The sequence below is a fragment of the Ruegeria sp. YTSC192 genome (assembly GCF_059609705.1).
Genome location: NZ_JBXWMG010000002.1, coordinates 207,121 through 227,129, shown reverse-complemented (window position 1 = coordinate 227,129; position 20,009 = coordinate 207,121). Strand labels below are relative to the sequence as shown.

General features: G+C 61.6%; 23 protein-coding genes. 22 read left to right on the top strand and 1 reads right to left on the bottom strand.

Annotated elements, in window-relative coordinates:
- Nucleotides 1-184 precede the first annotated feature (184 nt).
- Together fabF and mltG are read left to right on the top strand one after the other, a co-directional pair.
- Nucleotides 185-1,450 (top strand): beta-ketoacyl-ACP synthase II, encoded by a 1,266-nt coding sequence (gene fabF, locus AC2FD8_RS04390; protein WP_496854216.1) that lies wholly within the window; start codon nucleotides 185-187, stop codon nucleotides 1,448-1,450.
- Nucleotides 1,451-2,611 carry an endolytic transglycosylase MltG gene (gene mltG / locus AC2FD8_RS04385; RefSeq protein WP_496854215.1) on the top strand — a complete coding sequence of 387 codons (1,161 nt, stop codon included), beginning with the start codon at nucleotides 1,451-1,453 and terminating at the stop codon, nucleotides 2,609-2,611.
- Between the two features lie 43 nt (nucleotides 2,612-2,654).
- Here the strand turns inward: mltG and AC2FD8_RS04380 are convergent, their stop codons facing one another.
- Nucleotides 2,655-3,911: a DEAD/DEAH box helicase gene (locus AC2FD8_RS04380; RefSeq protein ID WP_496854214.1), complete on the bottom strand. Its 1,257-nt coding sequence runs from the start codon at nucleotides 3,909-3,911 to the stop codon at nucleotides 2,655-2,657.
- Nucleotides 3,912-4,239: 328 nt separating this feature from the next.
- Here AC2FD8_RS04380 and AC2FD8_RS04375 point away from each other — a divergent pair, with 328 nt between their 5' ends.
- The 20 genes from AC2FD8_RS04375 to AC2FD8_RS04280 all read left to right on the top strand — a co-directional run bounded on the left by AC2FD8_RS04375 (nucleotide 4,240) and on the right by AC2FD8_RS04280 (nucleotide 20,006).
- Nucleotides 4,240-5,127, top strand: a complete 888-nt coding sequence (locus AC2FD8_RS04375; protein ID WP_496854213.1) for a DMT family transporter — start codon at nucleotides 4,240-4,242, stop codon at nucleotides 5,125-5,127.
- A 181-nt stretch (nucleotides 5,128-5,308) separates the two neighbouring features.
- The gene (locus tag AC2FD8_RS04370) at nucleotides 5,309-5,653 is read left to right on the top strand and encodes a hypothetical protein (protein WP_496854212.1); all 345 of its coding nucleotides are present in this window, start codon (nucleotides 5,309-5,311) and stop codon (nucleotides 5,651-5,653) included.
- Entirely contained in the window at nucleotides 5,562-6,932 is a 1,371-nt protein-coding gene (locus AC2FD8_RS04365) for a DNA-packaging protein (RefSeq protein WP_496854211.1), read from the top strand. Before AC2FD8_RS04370 ends, AC2FD8_RS04365 begins: the two co-directional genes overlap by 92 nt.
- 84 nt (nucleotides 6,933-7,016) lie before the next feature.
- On the top strand, nucleotides 7,017-7,307 hold the full coding sequence (locus AC2FD8_RS04360; protein ID WP_496854210.1) for a DUF7684 family protein: 291 nt from the start codon (nucleotides 7,017-7,019) through the stop codon (nucleotides 7,305-7,307).
- 39 nt (nucleotides 7,308-7,346) lie between these two features.
- Nucleotides 7,347-7,655, top strand: a complete 309-nt coding sequence (locus AC2FD8_RS04355; RefSeq protein WP_496854209.1) for a hypothetical protein — start codon at nucleotides 7,347-7,349, stop codon at nucleotides 7,653-7,655.
- 154 nt (nucleotides 7,656-7,809) lie between these two features.
- On the top strand, nucleotides 7,810-8,970 hold the full coding sequence (locus AC2FD8_RS04350; RefSeq protein WP_496854208.1) for a phage portal protein: 1,161 nt from the start codon (nucleotides 7,810-7,812) through the stop codon (nucleotides 8,968-8,970).
- Nucleotides 8,963-9,181, top strand: coding sequence for a GTA head formation protein, RCAP_rcc01685 family (locus AC2FD8_RS04345; RefSeq protein WP_170489631.1), 219 nt, complete (start codon nucleotides 8,963-8,965; stop codon nucleotides 9,179-9,181). The genes AC2FD8_RS04350 and AC2FD8_RS04345 overlap by 8 nt, the downstream gene beginning before the upstream one ends.
- Nucleotides 9,182-9,195: 14 nt before the next feature.
- On the top strand, nucleotides 9,196-9,753 hold the full coding sequence (locus AC2FD8_RS04340) for an HK97 family phage prohead protease (RefSeq protein ID WP_496854412.1): 558 nt from the start codon (nucleotides 9,196-9,198) through the stop codon (nucleotides 9,751-9,753).
- Between the two features lie 36 nt (nucleotides 9,754-9,789).
- Entirely contained in the window at nucleotides 9,790-10,968 is a 1,179-nt protein-coding gene (locus AC2FD8_RS04335; protein WP_496854207.1) for a phage major capsid protein, read from the top strand.
- 171 nt (nucleotides 10,969-11,139) lie between these two features.
- On the top strand, nucleotides 11,140-11,739 hold the full coding sequence (locus AC2FD8_RS04330; RefSeq protein WP_496854206.1) for a head-tail connector protein: 600 nt from the start codon (nucleotides 11,140-11,142) through the stop codon (nucleotides 11,737-11,739).
- Nucleotides 11,736-12,074: a phage head closure protein gene (locus AC2FD8_RS04325; RefSeq protein ID WP_496854205.1), complete on the top strand. Its 339-nt coding sequence runs from the start codon at nucleotides 11,736-11,738 to the stop codon at nucleotides 12,072-12,074. Before AC2FD8_RS04330 ends, AC2FD8_RS04325 begins: the two co-directional genes overlap by 4 nt.
- A complete protein-coding gene (locus AC2FD8_RS04320) occupies nucleotides 12,071-12,484 on the top strand; it encodes a DUF3168 domain-containing protein (RefSeq protein WP_496854204.1) in 414 nt (137 codons plus the stop codon). The genes AC2FD8_RS04325 and AC2FD8_RS04320 overlap by 4 nt, the downstream gene beginning before the upstream one ends.
- A gap of 20 nt (nucleotides 12,485-12,504) precedes the next feature.
- Nucleotides 12,505-12,918, top strand: a complete 414-nt coding sequence (locus AC2FD8_RS04315; RefSeq protein WP_496854203.1) for a phage major tail protein, TP901-1 family — start codon at nucleotides 12,505-12,507, stop codon at nucleotides 12,916-12,918.
- On the top strand, nucleotides 12,918-13,235 hold the full coding sequence (locus AC2FD8_RS04310) for a gene transfer agent family protein (protein ID WP_170553115.1): 318 nt from the start codon (nucleotides 12,918-12,920) through the stop codon (nucleotides 13,233-13,235). The genes AC2FD8_RS04315 and AC2FD8_RS04310 overlap by 1 nt, the downstream gene beginning before the upstream one ends.
- Nucleotides 13,232-13,441 (top strand): rcc01693 family protein, encoded by a 210-nt coding sequence (locus AC2FD8_RS04305; protein ID WP_170458818.1) that lies wholly within the window; start codon nucleotides 13,232-13,234, stop codon nucleotides 13,439-13,441. The genes AC2FD8_RS04310 and AC2FD8_RS04305 overlap by 4 nt, the downstream gene beginning before the upstream one ends.
- Nucleotides 13,428-14,090: an RcGTA-type gene transfer agent tail tape measure protein gene (locus AC2FD8_RS04300; protein WP_496854202.1), complete on the top strand. Its 663-nt coding sequence runs from the start codon at nucleotides 13,428-13,430 to the stop codon at nucleotides 14,088-14,090. The genes AC2FD8_RS04305 and AC2FD8_RS04300 overlap by 14 nt, the downstream gene beginning before the upstream one ends.
- 12 nt (nucleotides 14,091-14,102) lie before the next feature.
- Nucleotides 14,103-14,735, top strand: a complete 633-nt coding sequence (locus AC2FD8_RS04295) for a phage distal tail protein, Rcc01695 family (protein WP_496854201.1) — start codon at nucleotides 14,103-14,105, stop codon at nucleotides 14,733-14,735.
- Nucleotides 14,735-15,622, top strand: a complete 888-nt coding sequence (locus tag AC2FD8_RS04290; RefSeq protein ID WP_496854200.1) for a phage/gene transfer agent baseplate hub protein — start codon at nucleotides 14,735-14,737, stop codon at nucleotides 15,620-15,622. Before AC2FD8_RS04295 ends, AC2FD8_RS04290 begins: the two co-directional genes overlap by 1 nt.
- Complete coding sequence (locus AC2FD8_RS04285; RefSeq protein WP_496854199.1) at nucleotides 15,619-16,065, top strand: NlpC/P60 family protein; 447 nt, start codon at nucleotides 15,619-15,621, stop codon at nucleotides 16,063-16,065. The genes AC2FD8_RS04290 and AC2FD8_RS04285 overlap by 4 nt, the downstream gene beginning before the upstream one ends.
- Nucleotides 16,065-20,006 (top strand): baseplate multidomain protein megatron, encoded by a 3,942-nt coding sequence (locus AC2FD8_RS04280; protein ID WP_496854198.1) that lies wholly within the window; start codon nucleotides 16,065-16,067, stop codon nucleotides 20,004-20,006. Before AC2FD8_RS04285 ends, AC2FD8_RS04280 begins: the two co-directional genes overlap by 1 nt.
- Nucleotides 20,007-20,009: the final 3 nt, after the last annotated feature.

Below are 20,009 nucleotides of genomic sequence, written 5' to 3'. Positions count from 1 at the left end.
CCAATACCGAAGCCCTCGTGCCCTCTTACGTTGGTAGGGCGCGAGGACGTTGCAGGCGCATGGTCGCGCAAAATCAAGCTGAAACCGCAAGATGCAGACAGGGAATGGAGCGCGGCCCTTGCCCCCGCACCCCGGGCCGGGGTATGAGCGGTTCGCATAACAGTAAGCAGGCAAGAGGCACTTCATGCGCAGAGTCGTCGTAACCGGTCTGGGGTTGGTCACTCCTTTGGCCAGCGGAACCGAAGAAACCTGGTCGCGTCTGCTGGACGGAGAGTCCGGCGCAGGGCCAATCACACGTTTCGATGCCGAGGCAAGCGGGGTCACCACGACCTATGCCTGCGAGGTACCGCGTGGAGATGGAACAAACGGTACGTTCAATCCTGACGACTGGATGGCCCCGAAAGAACAACGCAAGATCGAGGACTTTATCCTTTACTCGATCGCTGCGGCGGAAATGGCTTGCAAGGACGCAAGCTGGACGCCTGAGGGCGAAGAAGATCGCCTGCGTACTGGCGTTCTGATCGGCTCGGGTATTGGTGGGCTGGGATCGATTGCGGATACGGCCAACCTGATCCGCGACAAGGGCCCGCGCCGTGTATCACCCTTCTTTATCCCTGGTGCGCTGATCAACCTGGCATCCGGTCAGGTGTCGATCCGCTTTGGGTTTAAAGGGCCGAACCACTCGGTTGTTACGGCGTGTTCGACAGGTGCCCATGCGATTGGTGACGCAAGCCGCATCATCCGCGCAGGCGACGCCGATGTCATGGTCGCCGGTGGTGGCGAGGGCTGCATCTGCGAGATCGGTATCGCGGGTTTCAACGCCTGTAAGGCGCTTTCGACCAAATATGCAGACGATCCGAAGAAAGCCAGCCGCCCTTACGACGTTGATCGCGACGGTTTCGTCATGGGCGAGGGTGCAGGCATCGTCGTTCTGGAAGAGTACGAACACGCCAAGGCGCGCGGCGCGAAGATCTATGCCGAGGTGCTGGGCTATGGCATGTCGGGCGACGCCTACCACATCACTGCACCATCCGAGGATGGCGACGGGGCCGAACGTTCGATGAAAGCCGCGCTGCGCAGCGCGGGGCTGGAACCGAAAGACCTAGACTATATCAACGCGCATGGCACCTCGACCATGGCGGATACGATCGAACTGGGTGCTGTTGAGCGTCTGTTGGGGGATCACGCCGCCAGCGCGACCATGACCTCGACCAAATCGGCCACCGGGCACCTGTTGGGGGCTGCGGGTGCGATTGAGGCGATCTTCTCGATCCTTGCGATCCGCGATCAGGTGGCGCCTCCGACCATCAACCTCGATAATCCAGCGGTTGAGACGTCGATTGATCTGGCTCCGAACGCAAAGCGCGAGCGTGAGATCAACGTGGCCCTGTCAAACTCGTTCGGGTTCGGTGGTACCAATGCCAGCGTGATCTTCGGAAAGGCCAGTTAAATGTGGCGGGCCATTGCATCGAACGCGCTGACCATTCTGGTGGTCGGCCTGTTCCTGATGGGCGGTCTGATCCTTTGGGGCCAGACCCAGTATCAGTCAGAAGGCCCGCTGGAAACCGCGATTTGCCTTCGGGTGGAAAGCGGTTCGAACATGACGCGGGTCAGCCGCGAGCTTGAGGATCAGGGCGCGATCTCCAGCGCCACGATCTTCCGTATGGCCGCAGACTACACCGACCGGGCACAGCAGTTGAAAGCGGGCAGCTTCCTGGTGCGTGAAGGCGCGTCGATGGAGCAGATCATCGACGAGATCACCAGCAGCGGGGCGAGCACCTGCGGCTCGGAGATCGAATACCGCATCGGCGTGACCCGCGCCCAGACCCGCGTGCGTGAGTTAAACCCAGCCACGCTGGAATTCGACGAAATCGCCGAGTTTGATATGGCCGAGGAAGAAGAAACCCCGGCGGCCTATCAGGAGAAGCGCCAAGAGGCAGACACGCGCTATCGTGTCTCACTAGCCGAGGGCGTGACCTCGTGGCAGGTGGTTGAGGCGTTGAAGGCTTTTGAAGCGCTGAGCGGCGAGATTTCCGAGATTCCTGCCGAAGGCTCGCTTGCGCCAGACAGCTACGATGTCGCTGCCGGTCAGGATCGCAACGACATCCTGAAAGCGATGCAGGACAAACAACAGCTTCGGATCAATGCTGCCTGGGAAAACCGCCAAGAGGGATTGCCGCTGGAAAGCCCTGAGGAAATGCTGATCCTTGCCTCGATCATCGAAAAGGAAACGGGTGTTCTTGGAGAGCGGGCGCAGGTCGCCAGCGTCTTTGTGAACCGTTTGAATCAAGGCATGCGTCTGCAGACAGACCCGACGGTTATCTATGGCGTTACTAAGGGTCAGGGCACGTTGGGCCGAGGTTTGCGCCGGAGCGAGTTGAACCGGCCAACACCTTGGAATACCTATCAAATCGACGGGCTACCGCCGACTCCGATCGCCAACCCCGGTCTGGCGAGCCTTGAAGCGGCCGTTGCGCCCGACAACACGAACTACGTGTTCTTTGTTGCGGATGGTACCGGAGGTCACGCGTTCGCCGAAACGTTGCAGGAACATAACCGCAATGTCGCGAAATGGCGCGAGATTGAGGCCGAACGAAACTCGGGTAACTAAGTCAAAACGAAAAACAGCGCCGCTTTTGGCGCTGTTTTTTTGATTAGGCTGCTGGTTTGCGACGTGGGCGCCGGCGCTTGTTTTGCCCGGGTTTCGCGCCTCCGTTCGCCGGTTTTGGCTTGAAGCGCCGGTTGTTCTGGCGACGCGCGCCGCGTTCGGCCTCGACTGGTTCCGGCTGTGTGCCGCTGGCAACCGGAATGTCGATCTTCATCAGTCTTTGGATCTGACGCAGCAGATCGACCTCTTCCGCCGAGCAGAACGCAATCGCCTCACCTTCGCGACCGGCGCGGGCGGTGCGGCCGATGCGGTGGACATAATTGTCGGGCACCTCGGGCAGGTCGTAGTTGATCACATAGGCCACACCGGGAATGTCGATCCCACGCGCGGCCACATCCGTCGCGACCAGCACGTTGATCTCTCCGGCGCGGAAGGCCTTGATGGCGCGGTCACGCTGTCCCTGGCTTTTGTTGCCGTGGATCGAAGCGGCGTTGTAGCCGTCAGCAACAAGCCCCTTCATCAGCTTCTCGGCCCCGTGTTTGGTGCGAGAGAAGACAAGGGTCAGCGCGTCCATGTCCTGCGACAGGATCTCACGCAGTTTGATGGGTTTCCCGGGTTTGCTGACGAAGTGAACCGACTGAGTGATCTTGTCCGCCGCCTTGCCCGGAGGCGAGACCTGCACCCGCTGGGGATTGGTCAGGTAGGCGCGGCTGAGCTCCTCCATCTGTTTTGGCATCGTGGCCGAGAACAGCATGGTCTGACGCGGTGTGCCCAGAGCAGGCGCGATTTTGCGCAACGCATGGATGAAGCCCAGATCGAGCATCTGGTCAGCCTCGTCCAGCACCAAGTGGCGAACCGATCCAAGGTCGACGGCCTTGCGATCCATCAGGTCGATCAGACGCCCCGGAGTGGCCACCAGAATGTCTGTGCCGCGCCCAAGAATTGCGATCTGTTTGTTGATGGACTGACCACCCACAACTGTCGCCACGCGCAGTTTGGTCTTGCCGGTCAGAACCCGTAGGCTGTCGGCAATCTGGTTCACAAGCTCACGCGTGGGCGCAAGGATTAGCGCTTTGGCTGTTTTGGGCGCAGGCTTGCCGGGCTGGTTCAGCAGGTGATCAATCAACGGCAGGCCAAAGGCCAGCGTTTTGCCGGTACCGGTCTGCGCCAGCCCAAGAATGTCGTGCCCGTCCAGAGCCAGCGGGATCGCCTGGTTCTGGATCGGAGTGGGCTGAGAGAAATTCGCACTTTTGAGTGCATCGTTGAGCGCTGGTGCGAGGCCCAGCATATCGAAGTCGAACAAATAACTATCCTTTGTCGCCCGCGGCATCGGCCAACGGACAAGTCATGATGGGCCGCATCCGCGACCTACAGGGGTTGTGCGAGACCTCGGGACACACAGGCGGTTCCTGCGGTGTCCGGTCGTCGCGTCAAGAACCCTGCGTGATGGGGAACTATGGGTGAATCGGGCGCTGTGGAGGGCGGAGAATGCCCACTAGTGCTCACGCGTCAGCGCTGTTTGAGGGGCACATGCGCCTTGTGGGCGCGATTGTCAAGCGCCGCGTCGGCGACAAGCTTGCAGATGACGCGCGTTTGCCAGATATGGTTTGGAAGGTTTTACAGGATAGGTCATGACGTTCAAAGCACGACAGGGGTCGGACCTAAGGACAGCCAGCATTGCCCTTGTCATCGGCGGGATGATGTGGGGGCTGTACTGGATTCCGGTTCGGTATTTCGTCGATCAGGGGCTGGATGGCCCATGGCCGGGGATCGTTATGTACACCTCGGCGCTGGTCGTGCTGACGCCTTTCCTGCTGCGCGAGCGGCAGGCGCTGTTGAAAGACTGGCGCGGTCTGATTTTCAGCGGCATGTTCACCGGCGCGGCCTTCAGCCTGTTTACCATCAGTCTGGTTTACACGGATGTCGTCCGATCAATCCTGCTGTTCTATCTGACGCCGGTTTGGGGAACGATCCTTGGCATGGTGTTTCTGGGCGAGCGTCTTGGTCCGGCGCGGGTGCTGGGGCTGATCTGCGGTCTGGGCGGCATGTTTATCGTGCTGGGCGGAGAGCAGGGGTTTCCCTGGCCGCGCAACACGGGGGATTGGCTGGCGCTGATCTCAGGTGTCACATGGGCGTTGGGGTCGCTGGGTCTTTATCGCGCGCGCGGCATTTCGGTTTCGGGGCAGGTTTTTGCCTTTGTTACAGGGGCCTTGATGCTGTCTTTACTGAGCCTGCCGTTTGGCGGCGGTCTGGTGTCGTCTGAGATGATCGGAGATATGGTCATGCGCATCGGTCCGATCGCGGTCTTGTCGGTGCTGTACACATTGCCGATGTTCTTTCTGACCATTTGGCCCGCGACCAAGCTGACCCCCGCACGCGTGGGCCTGTTGTTGATGAGCGAGGTTGTGGTGGGGCTGATATCGGCTGCGGCATTCTCGGGTGAGCCGTTCGGGATGCGCGAGTTTATTGGTGCAACGCTGATCGTCAGTGCGGCGTTTTTAGAGGTGATGCGGGGCTGATCGTTAACGAACCGCACGGTTCGTGTTGCATCCGCGTTGCGTAAATCATTGACTTTGCGTACTTTTATTGGTACGAACTATGTCATGCTAGAAGAAGTGGGCAACGGCCCCGGGGCGACCCGGTGGCCGTTTTTCGGTTCTCTCGTGCGGAGAAAACTCACGCATGAGGTCACAGGCAAACATGACTTTGATTACCCCGGAAGAGCGGATTTCTCAGACGGCTGATTTGTTGCAGTCGCTTGAGCGGTCCATTCGCGATCTGCGCCAAGCAGCGGAAGAACTGCGCCGGCAGATCGGTGCCGGGGAGGATGCAGACCTTGCCGGAACAGGCAAGCAACTCGGCCAGCTAGAGGGGCTGATCCGCAGTTGCCAGAAAGTGGAGACAAGCTTTGTCGAACAACATCACAGACAAGCCGGAATTGCCCAAGGGGGCTATGCGCTCGACCTTGACCGAGCTCGGTTTGAGGTCGGGTGCAGGCTGGCTCGCCTCCGCGCCTGTTGCGGTGCAGGACAGATTTCTGAGTGAGATCGGGGAGGGGGGGCTGTGTGCCCTCCCTTTCCTGTTCGAATTCTGGGCGCTGCCGCATCAATTGCCGCCCGAGGGGGACTGGCGGTCGTGGGTGATCATGGGCGGCCGGGGCGCAGGCAAGACGCGGGCCGGGGCCGAGTGGGTTCGGTCTGTGGTTGAGGGGTCTTTGCCGTTGGATCGTGGGGAGGCGTGTCGGGTGGCTCTGGTTGGTGAGACATTTGATCAGGTGCGCGATGTGATGATCTTTGGCGATAGCGGGATTTTGCAATGTTCGCCACCGGATCGTCGGCCCGTGTGGAAAGCCTCCGAGCGCAAGTTGATCTGGCCCAACGGCGCCGAGGCGCAGGCGTTTTCGGCGCATGATCCTGAGGGGCTGCGGGGACCGCAGTTTGATGCGGCCTGGGTGGATGAGCTGGCCAAATGGAAGAAGGCAGGCGAGACCTGGGATATGTTGCAATTTGCCTTGCGGCTGGGGGAGCGGCCCCGGGTCTGTGTGACCACGACGCCGCGCAATGTGAAGGTTCTGAAGGACTTGCTGGCGTCGCCGTCAACCGTGCAGACCCATGCGCCGACCGAGGCGAACCGGGCCAATCTGGCGGGTTCGTTTCTGGAAGAGGTGCGCGCGCGCTATGCGGGCACGCGGCTGGGGCGGCAGGAATTGGACGGGGTGCTGCTGTCGGATGCCGAGGGCGCGCTGTGGACGGGCTCGATGCTGGAGGCGGCGCGCTGTGCGCAAGTGCCGGAGTTGGATCGGATCGTGGTGGCGTTGGACCCGGCGGTGACGGCAGGGGCGGATGCGGACGCTTGCGGGATCGTCGTGGCGGGCGCGCAGCTACAGGGGCCGCCCGAGGAGTGGCGCGCCTATGTGCTGGCTGACCGGACGGTGCAGGGCGTCGGCCCGGCGGGCTGGGCGCAGGCGGCGATTGATGCGATGGATGAGTTCGGGGCCGAACGGCTGGTGGCCGAGGTCAATCAGGGCGGGCAACTGGTGGAAGAGGTCGTGCGGCAGGTGGACCCTCTGGTGCCGTATCGCGCGGTGCGGGCGTCTCGCGGTAAGGTGGCGCGGGCCGAGCCTGTGGCGGCGCTCTACGAGCAGGGGCGGGTGCGCCATGTAGCCGGGCTGGACGCGCTGGAGGAGCAGATGTGCCAGATGACCGCGCGCGGGTTCGAGGGGCAGGGCTCGCCCGACCGGGTCGACGCGCTGGTCTGGGCGCTGCATGAGTTGGTTGTGGGGCCTGCGGGGGTGTATCGAAGGCCAAGGGTGCGGAGTTTGTGAGGAACAGCCAAAGCAAGTAACTTAACTGCCGAGGTTCAACGCTATTGTATTGTTCATAAAAAAGAATTCAGTGTGATTTGAGGTATGGAAGGTCGTCCTAAATACATACTTCATAGCCCGGTTTCGGATAATTTTCGGCTTGAGCAATTTGTTGAGCGCTGTCTGAAGGAAAAAGCTTCTTTGATGGCAATCGTAGGCCCGGGTTGTTCAGAACTTGAAGATGCGGTTTACGAGATTGTCTTGGGAGGCGGTGGTGATGATGATCGCTTCTTGTGCACTACTTCCTATCCCGCTAAGTCATTTGAAGACGTATTCTCCTTCGTTCAGACATGGGAGCACGACGACGCAGGTGAGATACATCAAGTTCGTATTTGACTAAGGGAGTATGACTTTGTTGGAAATGAAAACGCTGAAATGAGTTTTTGGGACACCAAGCTGATCGGGCAGGCAGTCACTCGTGTTGTTTTTGTCCATGATTATCTGCAGATTTTCTTTGCTGGCGAAAGCAAAGTCCTCAACGTAAATAACGATTATGAGTTCTCCGGAGGCAAACTAACTGAGCTTTTGGGTGCTTACGTTGTCCGTACGATTGCCACAGAAAATGCGTTCCGCATCCGCTTTTCCGGTGATATGGAATTGAGCATAGGTTTGAGAGATCAAGATTACGCTTCACCTGAAGCAATTGTTTTTCAAGATGGTGACAGTACATTTGTTTGGCAATAGTAGGCGGTACAGTCTCTTGCCGTTACTATCTTAGATCCAGCTAGTTTCGCGCCCGTTGCCCATCCCCCGTACGCCCCATTCCCAAGGCTTAAACTTCTTTCCGTCATAACTCCTTTCAACAAGCCGGGCAGAGCGGCGGCAGAAAGGAGCACAGATGGTATTCGATTTCTTGCGTCGTGGATCGGCAGGCGAGGCGCCCGAGGCGAAGGCGAGCGCGGCGGGGCCTGTGGTGGCGTGGCAGACAGGCGGGCGCGTGGCGTGGAGCCCTCGGGATGCGGTGTCGCTGACGCGGACGGGGTTTTCGGGGAACCCGGTGGGGTTCCGTTCGGTCAAGCTGATTGCCGAGGCGGCGGCGGCTTTGCCTTTGGTGTTGCAGGATCAGACGCAGCGGTTTGATACCCACCCGATCCTGACGCTGATGCGCCGTCCAAATGCGGCGCAGGGGCGGGCGGAGTTGATGGAGGCTTTGTTCGGGCAGTTGCTGCTGTCGGGCAATGCCTATGTCGAGGCGGTTCAGGCCGAAGAAAGCCTGCCGGTTGAGCTGCATGTTTTGCGCTCGGACCGGATGAGCGTGGTGCCGGGCGCGGATGGATGGCCCAAGGCGTATGATTACGCGGTGGGTGGTAAGAAGCATCGGTTTGCGGCGGAAAACATCTGTCATATCAAGTCGTTCCACCCGCAGGATGACCATTACGGGTTCTCGCCGATGCAGGCGGCGGCGATGGCGATTGATGTGCATAACAGCGCGTCTCGGTGGTCGAAATCGTTGTTGGATAATGCGGCGCGGCCTTCCGGCGCTTTGGTTTGGAAAGGCGATGGCCATGGGGTGATGGCCGAGGATCAGTTCCGGCGTCTGTCCGATGAGATCGAGCAGAACTATCGCGGGGCGCGCAATGCGGGGCGACCGATGGTTCTGGAAGGGGGGCTGGATTGGAAGCCGATGGGTTTCTCGCCCTCGGACATGGAGTTTCAAAAGACCAAGGAAGCCGCCGCCCGCGAGATCGCGCTGGCCTTTGGGGTCCCGCCGATGCTGCTGGGGATCCAGGGCGACGCGACCTATTCGAACTATCAGGAGGCCAACCGGGCGTTTTATCGCTTGACCGTGCTGCCCCTGGTGACGCGGGTGGCGGCGGCGGTGTCGGAGTGGCTGGCGGGGTTCTCAGGTGAGGATTTGGTGCTGAAGCCTGATCTGGACCAGGTGCCGGCGCTGTCTGCGGAACGCGATGCGCAATGGGCGCGGGTCAATGGGGCGGATTTCCTGAGCGATGCCGAGAAACGCGCGCTGCTGGGGCTGCCGGAGCGTGCGGATGTCTGACGGGTATCCTCCGTTCGAATGCGCGCCGGGCCTGCGTCTGGCCGCGCATGAGCGGGTGGCCGAGATCCAGCATGCGCATCTGTGCAGGCGGCTGGATCAGATCGAAGAGATGATGGAGCGGCTGGAGAAGCGGTTGTGGCTGACGGTCTATGGCGTGGTGGCGGTGATCCTGGCGCAGGCGTTTCAATCCATCTTGGTGGTAACGCCATGAGTTCAGTGACTTACATGGAGAAGTTCATGGATTTGGAACATAAATTCGCACGGTTCGGCGATGGGTTGTCGGTGACCGATGACGCGGTGATCGAAGGTTATGCCAGCCTGTTCGGTCAGGTCGATCAGGGCAGTGATGTGGTGCAACGCGGAGCCTATCGCGGCTCGCTTGAGGGGCTCAGGGCCGCTGGGCAGCGGGTCAAGATGCTATGGCAGCATGATCCGGCGCAGCCTATCGGCGTGTGGGATGAGGTGCGCGAGGACGACCGGGGCCTGTGGGTCAAGGGGCGTCTGCTGGAGAGCACGCAAAAGGGTCGCGAGGCGGCGGAACTGATCCGGGCGGGCGCGATGGATGGCCTGTCGATTGGCTATCGCACCAAACGGGCTGTGAAGAATGACAAGGGCCAGCGGGTCCTGACCGAACTGGAGCTGTGGGAGGTGTCTTTGGTGACTTTCCCGATGCTGCCCAGTGCGCGGGTGGCGGCGAAAGGTTTTGAGCCTGACGTTGAAAACACCTGGCGCAGTATTGCTGAGGTGTTTAACGACGCCCGGCAGGAGCTGGCGCGGACGTAGCGCGCCTCAAACCCCACCGAAAAACAGGACATGCTGATGAGCAAGACCGAGAGCCCGGCCTTGACCGGAGAAGGTGCGCCCCTGGTTCAGGAGGTGAAGCAGGCGATGGCTGGCTTCGTGAATGAATTCAAGGGCCTCAAAGCCGAAGTTAAAACCAAACTGCAACAGACAGAAGAGCGACTGACCATGCTGGATCGTAAATCAACCATCGCGGCGCGCCCGCATCTTGCAGCCTCGATCGAGGACGGCGCACCGCATCAGAAAGCATTCGACGCCTATGTTCGTTCGGGCGAGGATGACGGGCTGCGCGGTCTGGAGATCGAAGCCAAATCGCTGTCGACTGCGGTCAACAGCGATGGCGGCTATCTGATCGACCCTCAGACCGCTGAAACGATCAAGTCGGTGCTTAATTCGACTGCCTCGATCCGGTCAATTGCGTCGGTGGTGAATGTCGAGGCGAATTCGTTTGATGTGCTGATCGACCATACCGATGTGGGCGCAGGCTGGGCGGATGAAAACGCGGCGACGGCGGAAACTGGCACTCCTTCGATTGATCGGATTTCGATTGCGTTGCACGAGCTGAGCGCATTGCCCAAAGCCTCGCAACGTCTGCTTGACGACAGCGCGTTTGATGTCGAGGGCTGGCTGGCCGGTCGTATCGCCGACAAGTTCGCGCGGGCCGAGGCCGCGGCGTTTATCGGCGGCGATGGGGTGGACAAGCCCAAGGGCATTCTGGACCATCCGGCCGTCGACAATGATGTCTGGGCCTGGGGCAATCTGGGTTATGTGCCGACCGGTACGGCGGGTAGTGTCGATGCGGACGCGATCGTGGATGTGGTCTATGCGCTGGGCGCGCAGTACCGGGTCAATGGCACCTTTGTGATGAACTCGAAAACCGCCGGTCTGATCCGCAAGCTGAAGGACAGCGATGGCCGCTTCCTGTGGTCGGATGGTCTGGCCGCTGGTGAGCCCGCGCGTCTGATGGGTTATCCGGTGCTGATCGCCGAGGACATGCCCGATGCGGCGACCGACAGTTTCTCGATTGCCTTTGGCGATTTCCAGTCGGGCTACACCATTGCCGAACGTCCCGATCTGCGCGTGCTGCGTGATCCGTTCAGCGCCAAGCCGCATGTTCTGTTCTACGCGACCAAGCGCGTGGGTGGCGACGTAAGCGACTTTGCTGCGATCAAGTTGGTGAAATTCGGCACCGCCTAACGCGGGCTGAATCCGAGGGGCCTATTGGCCCTTCGGGCGGCGGGCGCGGGCCGGGGTGAGATCCCCCGCGTTGTCTAGCTGCTCCCCTCCGTCCGAGCAACGTGGGGCGGCGCGTGCCCGTCATTTTCCTGAGAGAGGCCCCGGAGGGGTCCGAGATTGCGGAGTGAATGGATGATGTTGATCGAAGAAACCGCCATCGCGGATGCGGCGCTGCCGGTGGATCAGTTCAAGGCGCATCTGCGGCTGGGCACGGGCTTTGCCGAAGGTGCCGTGCAGGACGAGGTGCTGAAAAGCTTTCTGCGCGCGGCCCTCGCGGCGATTGAGGCGCGCACGGGCAAGGTGCTGATCGAACGGGATTTCTCGTGGAATTTAAGTGGTTGGCGAGACACGGCGGGCGAGGTGCTGCCGGTGGCCCCGGTTGGGGCGATTGGCGCGGTGACACTGACGGATGCAGCAGGTTCCGAGACCGTGGTGGACGCAGCGACGTACCGTTTGGAAGGCGACATGCAGCGCCCCCGGTTGCGCCCGGCGGGGTCGTGTTTGCCGACGGTGCAAACCGGCGGGTCGGTGAAGATTGCCTTCACGGCTGGGATGGCTGCGGATTGGGGCGCGCTGCCTGCTGATCTGGGGCAGGCGGTGCTGCTGCTGGCGGCTCATTACTATGAATACCGGGATGAGACGGCGCTGGGTGCGGGTTGCATGCCTTTTGGTGTGACCAGCCTGATCCAGCGCTATCGCACGGTGCGTTTCGGCGCAGGGGTGATGCAATGAACGCGCCGCGATTGAACCGCAAGCTGGTGCTGGAGGCTCCGGTCCGCAGCGCTGATGGCGCAGGGGGCTATACCGAGACTTGGGCCGCCCTGGGGTCGTTGTGGGCCGAGGTGAAGGCCCGCAACGGATCGGAACGTGCGGTGGGCGGGGCCTCGGTATCGCGGGTTGGCTATCGCATCGTGGTGCGCGGTGCGCCCGAAGGGTCGAGCATGCGCCCAGCGCCGGACCAGCGGTTCCGTGAAGGTGCCCGCCGGTTCGTGATCCGGGCGGTGGCCGAGCGGGACCCGCGTGGCCAGTACCTGACCTGTTTTGCAGATGAAGAGGTGGCGGCATGAGCTATGGCGTTTCAGCCGCTTTGCAGGCGGCGGTGTTTCAACAGCTGTTAGGCGACGCGCAGGTCAGCACGCTGTCGGGTGGTGCGATCTACGACGCGGTCCCAGCCGGGACCATGCCTCAGACCTACGTGACTTTGGGCCCGGAAGAGGTGCGAGAGGCCTCGGACCGCGCGAATGCGGGGGCTGTGCATCGGTTCACAGTTTCGGTGGTGTCCGAGGCGGCAGGCTTTGGCGCGGCGAAGACGCTGGCTGGTGCGGTTTGTGATGCGCTGGAAGGTGCGACGCTGAGTTTGGACCGGGGCCATCTGGTCGGCTTGTGGTTCGAACGCGCCAGCGCCCGACGCACGGGAACCGGCGGTGCGATCCGCCAGATCGACCTGAGATTCCGCGCCCGCGTGGAAGACGAATAAGCAATCAACGGAGAGAGCATATGGCTGCCCAGAACGGAAAAGACCTGTTGGTCAAAGTGGATATGAACGGCACGGGCCTGTTCGAGACCATCGCGGGCCTGCGCGCTACGCGGGTCAGTTTCAACGCGGAGAGCGTGGATGTCACCAGCCTTGAAAGTCAGGGTGGCTGGCGTGAGCTGCTGTCGGGGGCGGGAGTTAAGTCAGCCTCGATCTCGGGGTCCGGTGTGTTCAAGGACGAAGGTACGGATGAGCGGGCGCGTCAGCTGTTCTTTGATGGCGAGACGCCGGGGTTTCAGGTGATCATTCCCGATTTCGGTATTGTCGAAGGCCCGTTTCAGGTCAGCAGCATCGAATATGCGGGCTCGCATAACGGCGAGGCGACCTATGAGATGAGCATGGCAAGTGCCGGTGCGCTGAGCTTTACGGCGCTCTGATGGCCAATCCGTGGACGGGCGAGGTGGCGTTGACCATCGATGGGGAGCAGCGGGTGCTCAAGCTGACATTGGGTGCCTTGGCGGAATTGGAGCAAGAGTTGGGGGCCGGATCTCTGGTCGAATTGGTGCAGCGGTTTGAGGGCGGCGGGTATTCCAGCGGTGATGTGCTGGCGCTGTTGGTCGCTGGTTTGCGTGGTGGTGGCGCGCCGGTCACGCGAGATGATCTGCTGCATGCCGAAATCGCAGGTGGTCCGATGGCCGGGGCCAAAGCGGCGGCCGAATTGCTGGCCCGCGCCTTCATGGTGCCGGAGCAGTGAGCGGGTTCGACTGGCCCGCTCTGATGCGGGCCGGGATCCTCGGCCTGCGGCTGACGCCGGATCAGTTCTGGCGTCTGACCCCAGCTGAGTTGCGGCTGATGCTGGGACAGGGCGCGGGGATGCCTGCGATGAACCGGAAGGGTCTCGATGCTTTGCTGGCGGCCTATCCGGACAAGGAACAAGGAGAGCGTGATGACGGATCGTGAAGGTTTTGACGACCTGCAGGAACGGGGTGAGTCGCTGGGTGATGCTTTGGGCGACGCGGCGAGCATGGCGGCGGCGTTTGATGGTCACTTGCAGCGGATCAGGGCCGCCTTTGAAGAGACCGGAAAGGATGTTGCTACTCTGGAACGGGGCCTGTCCGGCGGTTTGCGTAAGGCGTTTGACGGCGTGGTGTTGGACGGAATGAACCTGTCGGATGCGCTGGATGTGCTGAAGAACTCGATGATCCGGACGGCCTATTCGGCGGCGATCAAGCCGGTGACGGATCATTTCGGCGGCATGCTGGCCAGTGGAGTTGGCAGTCTGGTGCAGGGCATTCTGCCTTTTGCGGATGGCGGCAGCTTCAGTCAGGGACGGGTGATGCCTTTTGCCAATGGCGGTGTGGTTAGCGGCCCGACGATGTTTCCGATGCGTGGGGGCACTGGCCTAATGGGCGAGGCTGGGCCTGAGGCGATTATGCCTCTGGCGCGCGGTGCCGACGGCAAGCTGGGTGTGCGCACGCAGGGCGGTGGGCGCGCTGTGAATGTGGTGATGAATATCTCCACGCCCGATGTGCAGGGGTTCCGCCGGTCGCAAGGCCAGATCGCCGCGCAGATGAGCCGTGCCTTGGGTCGCAGCAATCGCAACAGATAAGGGGAGCAGGTGATGAATTTCCACGAGGTGAGATTTCCCGCCAGCCTGAGCTTCGGCTCGGTCGGTGGACCGGAACGGCGTACGGATATCGTGACGCTGGCGAACGGGTTTGAGGAACGTAATACACCCTGGGCGCATTCGCGCAGGCGTTATGATGCCGGGCTGGGGATGCGGTCGCTGGACGATATCGAAACGATGATCTCATTTTTTGAGGCGCGTCAGGGCCAGATGTACGGGTTCCGCTGGAAAGATTGGTCGGACTACAAATCCGGCTCGGCCACCGCCGAGGTCGATCATGGCGATCAGGTCATCGCGCGCGGCGATGGAGAGCGTACCGAATTTCAACTGGTGAAAACCTACAGCTCGGGTGGGGTCAGCTATGTACGGCCGATCACCAAACCTGTCCTTGGTTCGGTGCGTCTGGGGCTGGATCAGGATGCCATGCGCGAAGGCGTCGACTATGAGGTTGATCTGACCCGTGGGGTGGTCTCATTCGTGGCCCCTCCGCCCGAACAGGTCGAGGTCACGGCGGGGTTCGAATTTGACGTGCCGGTGCGATTTGACACCGACAAGATCCAGACCAGCGTAGCCAGTTTTCAGGCCGGGGATGTGCCGAATGTCCCCGTGGTCGAGGTGCGCGTCTGATGGGGGGGGATACTCAGGCACTGCAGGCCCATTTGCAAAGCGGTCTGACCACTGTGTGCCGCTGCTGGGCGATCACCCGCAAGGATGGTCAGGTCTTTGGCTTCACCGACCACGATATGGAGCTGCGGTTTGACGAGCTGACCTTTCGGGCCAGCACAGGCCTGACCGCTGCCGCCATCGAGCAGGCCACCGGGCTGTCGATCGATAATTCCGAGGCGATGGGTGCGCTGTCCGATGCCTCGGTCCGAGAGGATGATATTGAGGCCGGTCGTTTCGACGGGGCCGAGGTGCGCGCCTGGCTGGTCAATTGGGCCATGCCAGGGCAGCGCGTACTGCAGTTTCGCGGCTCAATTGGTGAACTGCGCCGGGCAGGCGGAGCTTTTCATGCAGAACTGCGCGGACTGACTGACCTGCTGAACCGCCCGCTGGGGCGGATCTACCAAAAGCCCTGCACGGCCGTGCTTGGGGATTCCGCGTGCCGATTTGCCGTAAGCCAGCCCGGTTATCAGGTCGAGGCTGAGGTCTCCGGTTTTGACGGAGGCACGTCGCTTCGGCTGCTCGGCGGGACCTCCTCCGACGAAGCCTGGTTCGAACGGGGACGTTTGGATGTGATCTCGGGCACGGCGAATGGGCTGTGGGGGTCGATCAAGCAGGACCGCCGGACGGAAAACGGGCGCGAGATTACCCTTTGGGCCAGCATCGGTGGCGGATTGGCTGTTGGGGACCACGTGCGCCTGACCGCTGGCTGCGACAAGCGGATGGAGACCTGCCGGTTGAAATTCAACAATTTCCTCAACTTTCAGGGCTTTCCGGATCTTCCGGGCGAGGACTGGGTGATGGCGGTGCCCAAGAAGGGCAATGCGAATACAGGCGGTAGCAGACGATGACGAAACGCAAGCAAGATATCGTGGATACCGCACGCGCGTGGCTGGGCACGCCTTATGTGCATCAGGCTTCGGTTCGCGGGGCGGGGGCGGATTGTCTGGGTCTTCTTCGCGGCGTGTGGCGCGAGGTGATCGGGCACGAACCCGAGGCGGTTCCCGTCTACAGCATGGACTGGTCCGAGCCGCAGGGTGAAGAACGCATGTGGGCTGCTGCGCGCAGGCACCTGAGCGAAAAGCCCCCAACTGAAATGGTCGCCGGAGATGTGCTGCTGTTCCGGATGCGTGACAGCGGCGTTGCCAAACATCTGGGTATCGTCAGTAGCATCGGAGAGGTGCCGCGCTTCATCCACGCCTATTCCGGACATGGCGTAGTCGAAAACGCCCTGAGCGACCCTTGGCGCCGCCGGGTGGTCGCCTGTTTTGAATTCCCCTTGGAGGGTCGCTGATGGCTACTATTCTTCTTTCCGCAGCAGGGGCCGCGCTGGGCGGCTCGATCGGCGGCACGGTGGCCGGTCTGTCCACGGCTATTGTCGGCCGGGCGGTCGGAGCCACGCTGGGCCGCGTCATCGACCAGCGCATGATGAGCCAATCGGTCATGGGCAGCGGCAGCGAAGTGGTCGAGACCGGCCGCATGGACCGTTTCCGCCTGACCGAAACAGCCGAGGGTGCCCCCGTGGCCACCGTCTTTGGCCGTATGCGTGTGGGCGGTCAGGTTATCTGGGCCTCGGACTTTCTGGAGACCCGGACTACGAGTACGCAATCCTCGGGCGGGGGCGGCAAGGGTTCGCCGAAACCGCCCAAAGTGACGACGACCACCTACAGCTACTCGATCTCTTTGGCGATTGCGGTTGGCGCGGGTGAGATCGCCGATGTCACGCGCGTCTGGGCCGATGGTGAGGAGCAAGAGCGCGCGAGCCTGAACATCCGTGTCTATCACGGGACGCAGGATCAACTCCCCGATCCCCTGATCGAGGCCGTCGAGGGCACCGGCAATGTCCCGGCCTATCGCGGCACGGCTTATGTGGTGATCGAGGACTTCCAGCTGGCGTCCTTTGGCAACCGGGTGCCTCAGTTCTCGTTCGAAGTGGTGCGTCCTGCGCAGCCCGAGATGCCGGATCACGCGTCCGCGCTGGGCCAGATCGTCAAGGGCGTGGCGCTGATGCCCGGTACTGGCGAATATGCACTAGCCAGCACTCAGGTGAACTATTCCCAAGGGCGTGGGCGCAGTTGGGCGGCCAATGTCAATTCTGCCTCGGGCGAGCCGGATCTGATCACCTCGACCAAAGCGCTTGCACGAGAGCTGCCGGGCTGCGAGGCGGCGTCCCTGATCGTGTCGTGGTTCGGGAACGACCTGCGATGCGGTGAGTGTCAGATCATGCCCAAGGTGGTGCGCGATGATATAGATGGCGTGAACATGCCGTGGGTTGTGTCGGGCTTGCGCCGCAATACGGCCGAGGTGGTCCAGCATCAGGATGATCGACCGGTTTACGGTGGCACTCCGGCGGATGGCGCGGTTGTGCAGGCGATCCAGCATCTGAAGGACAGCGGCAAGGATGTGATGTTCTACCCGTTCATCCTGATGGATCAGTTGCAGCAGAACGGTTTGCCCGACCCATGGTCGGATGGAGAACAGCCGCATCTGCCGTGGCGCGGTCGGATCACGCTGGATGTGGCTCCGGGGCGCGACGGGTCGCCGGACCAGACAGCCGCCGCCGACGTACAGGTGGCCGCGTTTTTCGGGGCGGCTCAGGTCAGCGATTTTGGCATCAGCGCGGGGCAGGTGACCTATTCCGGCCCGCAGGAATGGGGGCTGCGGCGCTTTATTTTGCACTATGCCACCCTCTGCCAGATTGCAGGCGGCGTAAGTTCTTTCTGCATCAGTTCGGAAATGCGGGGCCTGACGCAAATTCGCGGAGAAAACGGCTTTCCTGCGGTCGAGCAGCTGCGCCAACTGGCAGCGGATGTGAGGCAGATTCTCGGGCCGGATACCAAGATCGGCTATGCAGCGGATTGGAGCGAATATTTTGGCTATCAACCCTCGGGGACTGGTGACCGTTTCTTTCACCTCGATCCCCTTTGGGCGGATGACAATATCGACTTTGTTGGGATCGACAACTACATGCCTCTGTCCGATTGGCGCGATGGTGAAGATCATCAGGATGCCGATGCCGGCTCGATCTACAATCTGGATTACCTGCGCGCCAATGTCGAAGGCGGCGAAGGTTATGACTGGTACTATGCCTCGCCAGAAGAAGCCGAGGCACAGATTCGCACTCCGATCGAAGACAGCACCCATGATGAGCCGTGGATCTGGCGCTACAAGGACCTGCGGAACTGGTGGTCGAACTGGCATCATGAACGGATTGGTGGCGTGCGGCAGAATGATCCGACCGATTGGGTTCCGGGGTCCAAGCCGATCTGGTTCACGGAACTGGGCTGTGCTGCCGTGGACAAAGGCACCAACCAGCCGAACAAGTTTCTCGATCCCAAATCCTCGGAATCGAGCCTGCCGCCGCATTCCAACGGCCTCAGGGACGACTTCATTCAGGTGCAGTATCTGACGGCAACGCTGGGCTACTGGTCCGAGCCGCAGAACAACCCGGTGTCGACGATCTATGGTGGCCCGATGCTGGACCTCTCCAATGCCTATGTCTGGGCCTGGGATGCGCGGCCCTATCCCACCTTTCCGAACCTGCGAAGCCAATGGGACGACGGCGAAAACTACGCCCGGGGGCATTGGCTGAACGGTCGATCCGGTGCGCGCACGCTGGCCTCGGTGGTGACCGAAATCTGCCACGGGGCAGGGGTCACGGATATCGATGTCTCGCAGCTTTATGGTGTGGTCCGGGGCTATGCGGTCGAGGATGTCTCGGACGCGCGTTCGGCTTTGCAGCCACTGATGCTGCGCTATGGGTTTGACGCGATTGAACGGGATGGTGTCTTGCGGTTCCAGACACGTGACGGCTTTGGCGCTGTGACACTGGACCCGGATCATCTGGCTGTCAGTTCCGATCTCGACGGAACCGTCGAATACCGTCGCGAGGCTGAGGCCGAGATGACCGGACGTGTCCGCCTGCGCTTTGTTCAATCGGATGCCGATCACGATCTGGTCGCGGAAGAGGCCGTGCTGCCCGACGCGCAGACCCATGCGGTTGCGGTCAATGAAATGCCTTTGTCCATGACCCGTGCTGAGGGTCGCCAGACCGCCGAGCGCTGGCTCAGCGAGGCCCGCGTTTCCCGTGACACCGCCCGGTTTGCCCTGCCTCCCTCCCTTTTGCATCTGGGGGCCGGAGACGTGGTGCGCCTATCTGAACAGGACGGAAGCGCGCTCTACCGTATCGACCGGTTGGAGAAAGCCGACCTGCAACTGGCCGAGGCGGTGCGGATCGAACGTGGCGTCTACACGGCCAACGGATTGCAGGATGACCCGGTCGCAATCCGGCCTTTCGTCGCCCCTGTGCCCGTCGTACCCGTGTTCATGGACTTGCCGCTTTTGACGGGGACAGAGGCCCCGCACGCGCCGTATCTGGCCGTCTCGGCTGATCCCTGGCCCGGCAGCGTCGCCGTCCATGCCTCAGCCAGGGATGAGGACTATGCACTGCGTGATGTTATTTCGGATCAGGCGGTGATGGGCTTCACCGAAACACCGCTGCATCGCGCCTCAGCCGGGATCTGGGATGAGGGTGCGCCGCTACGGGTCAGGCTGATTGACGGCATTCTGGAATCCCGTCCGCGCACATCCTTGTTGAACGGGGCCAATCTGGCGGCCATCGGCGACGGAACACCTGGCAATTGGGAGGTCTTCCAGTTCTCTGACGCCCGCCTGCAAGAACAGGGTGTCTACGCCTTGTCTGGTCGTCTGCGCGGCCAGTTGGGAACAGACGCCCTGATGCCCGAGGTTTGGCCCGAAGGGTCAACCTTTGTCTTGCTGGACGAGCGCGTGGCCCAGACCAGCCTGTTGCCAAGCGAACGACGCGTCGCCCGGCACTTTCGGATCGGTCCGGCCTCGCGCGGTTATGACGACCCGTCTTACGAGTATCTGGTCGAGACGTTCGACGGGAACGGCCTTCGCCCCTATGCGCCGGTGCATGTGACTGTGCAGGCGTTGATGGATGCAGACGAGTTCAGCTGGATCAGGCGTACGCGGATCGAAGGGGATGATTGGGCGGGACTGGATGTTCCGCTGGGCGAAGAAAGCGAATCCTACCTCATTCGAGTCCGGGCCAATGGCGCCTTGGTCCGCGAAGAGATCGTGCTTGAGCCGCGCTGGGCCTATACCGCATCCATGAAATCCGCCGATGGTCTGACAGGTGGATATGCGGTCGAGATCGCGCAGATTTCGGCCATATACGGTGCCGGTCCGGCGGCGCGCATTCAGGTCGCGTAGGGC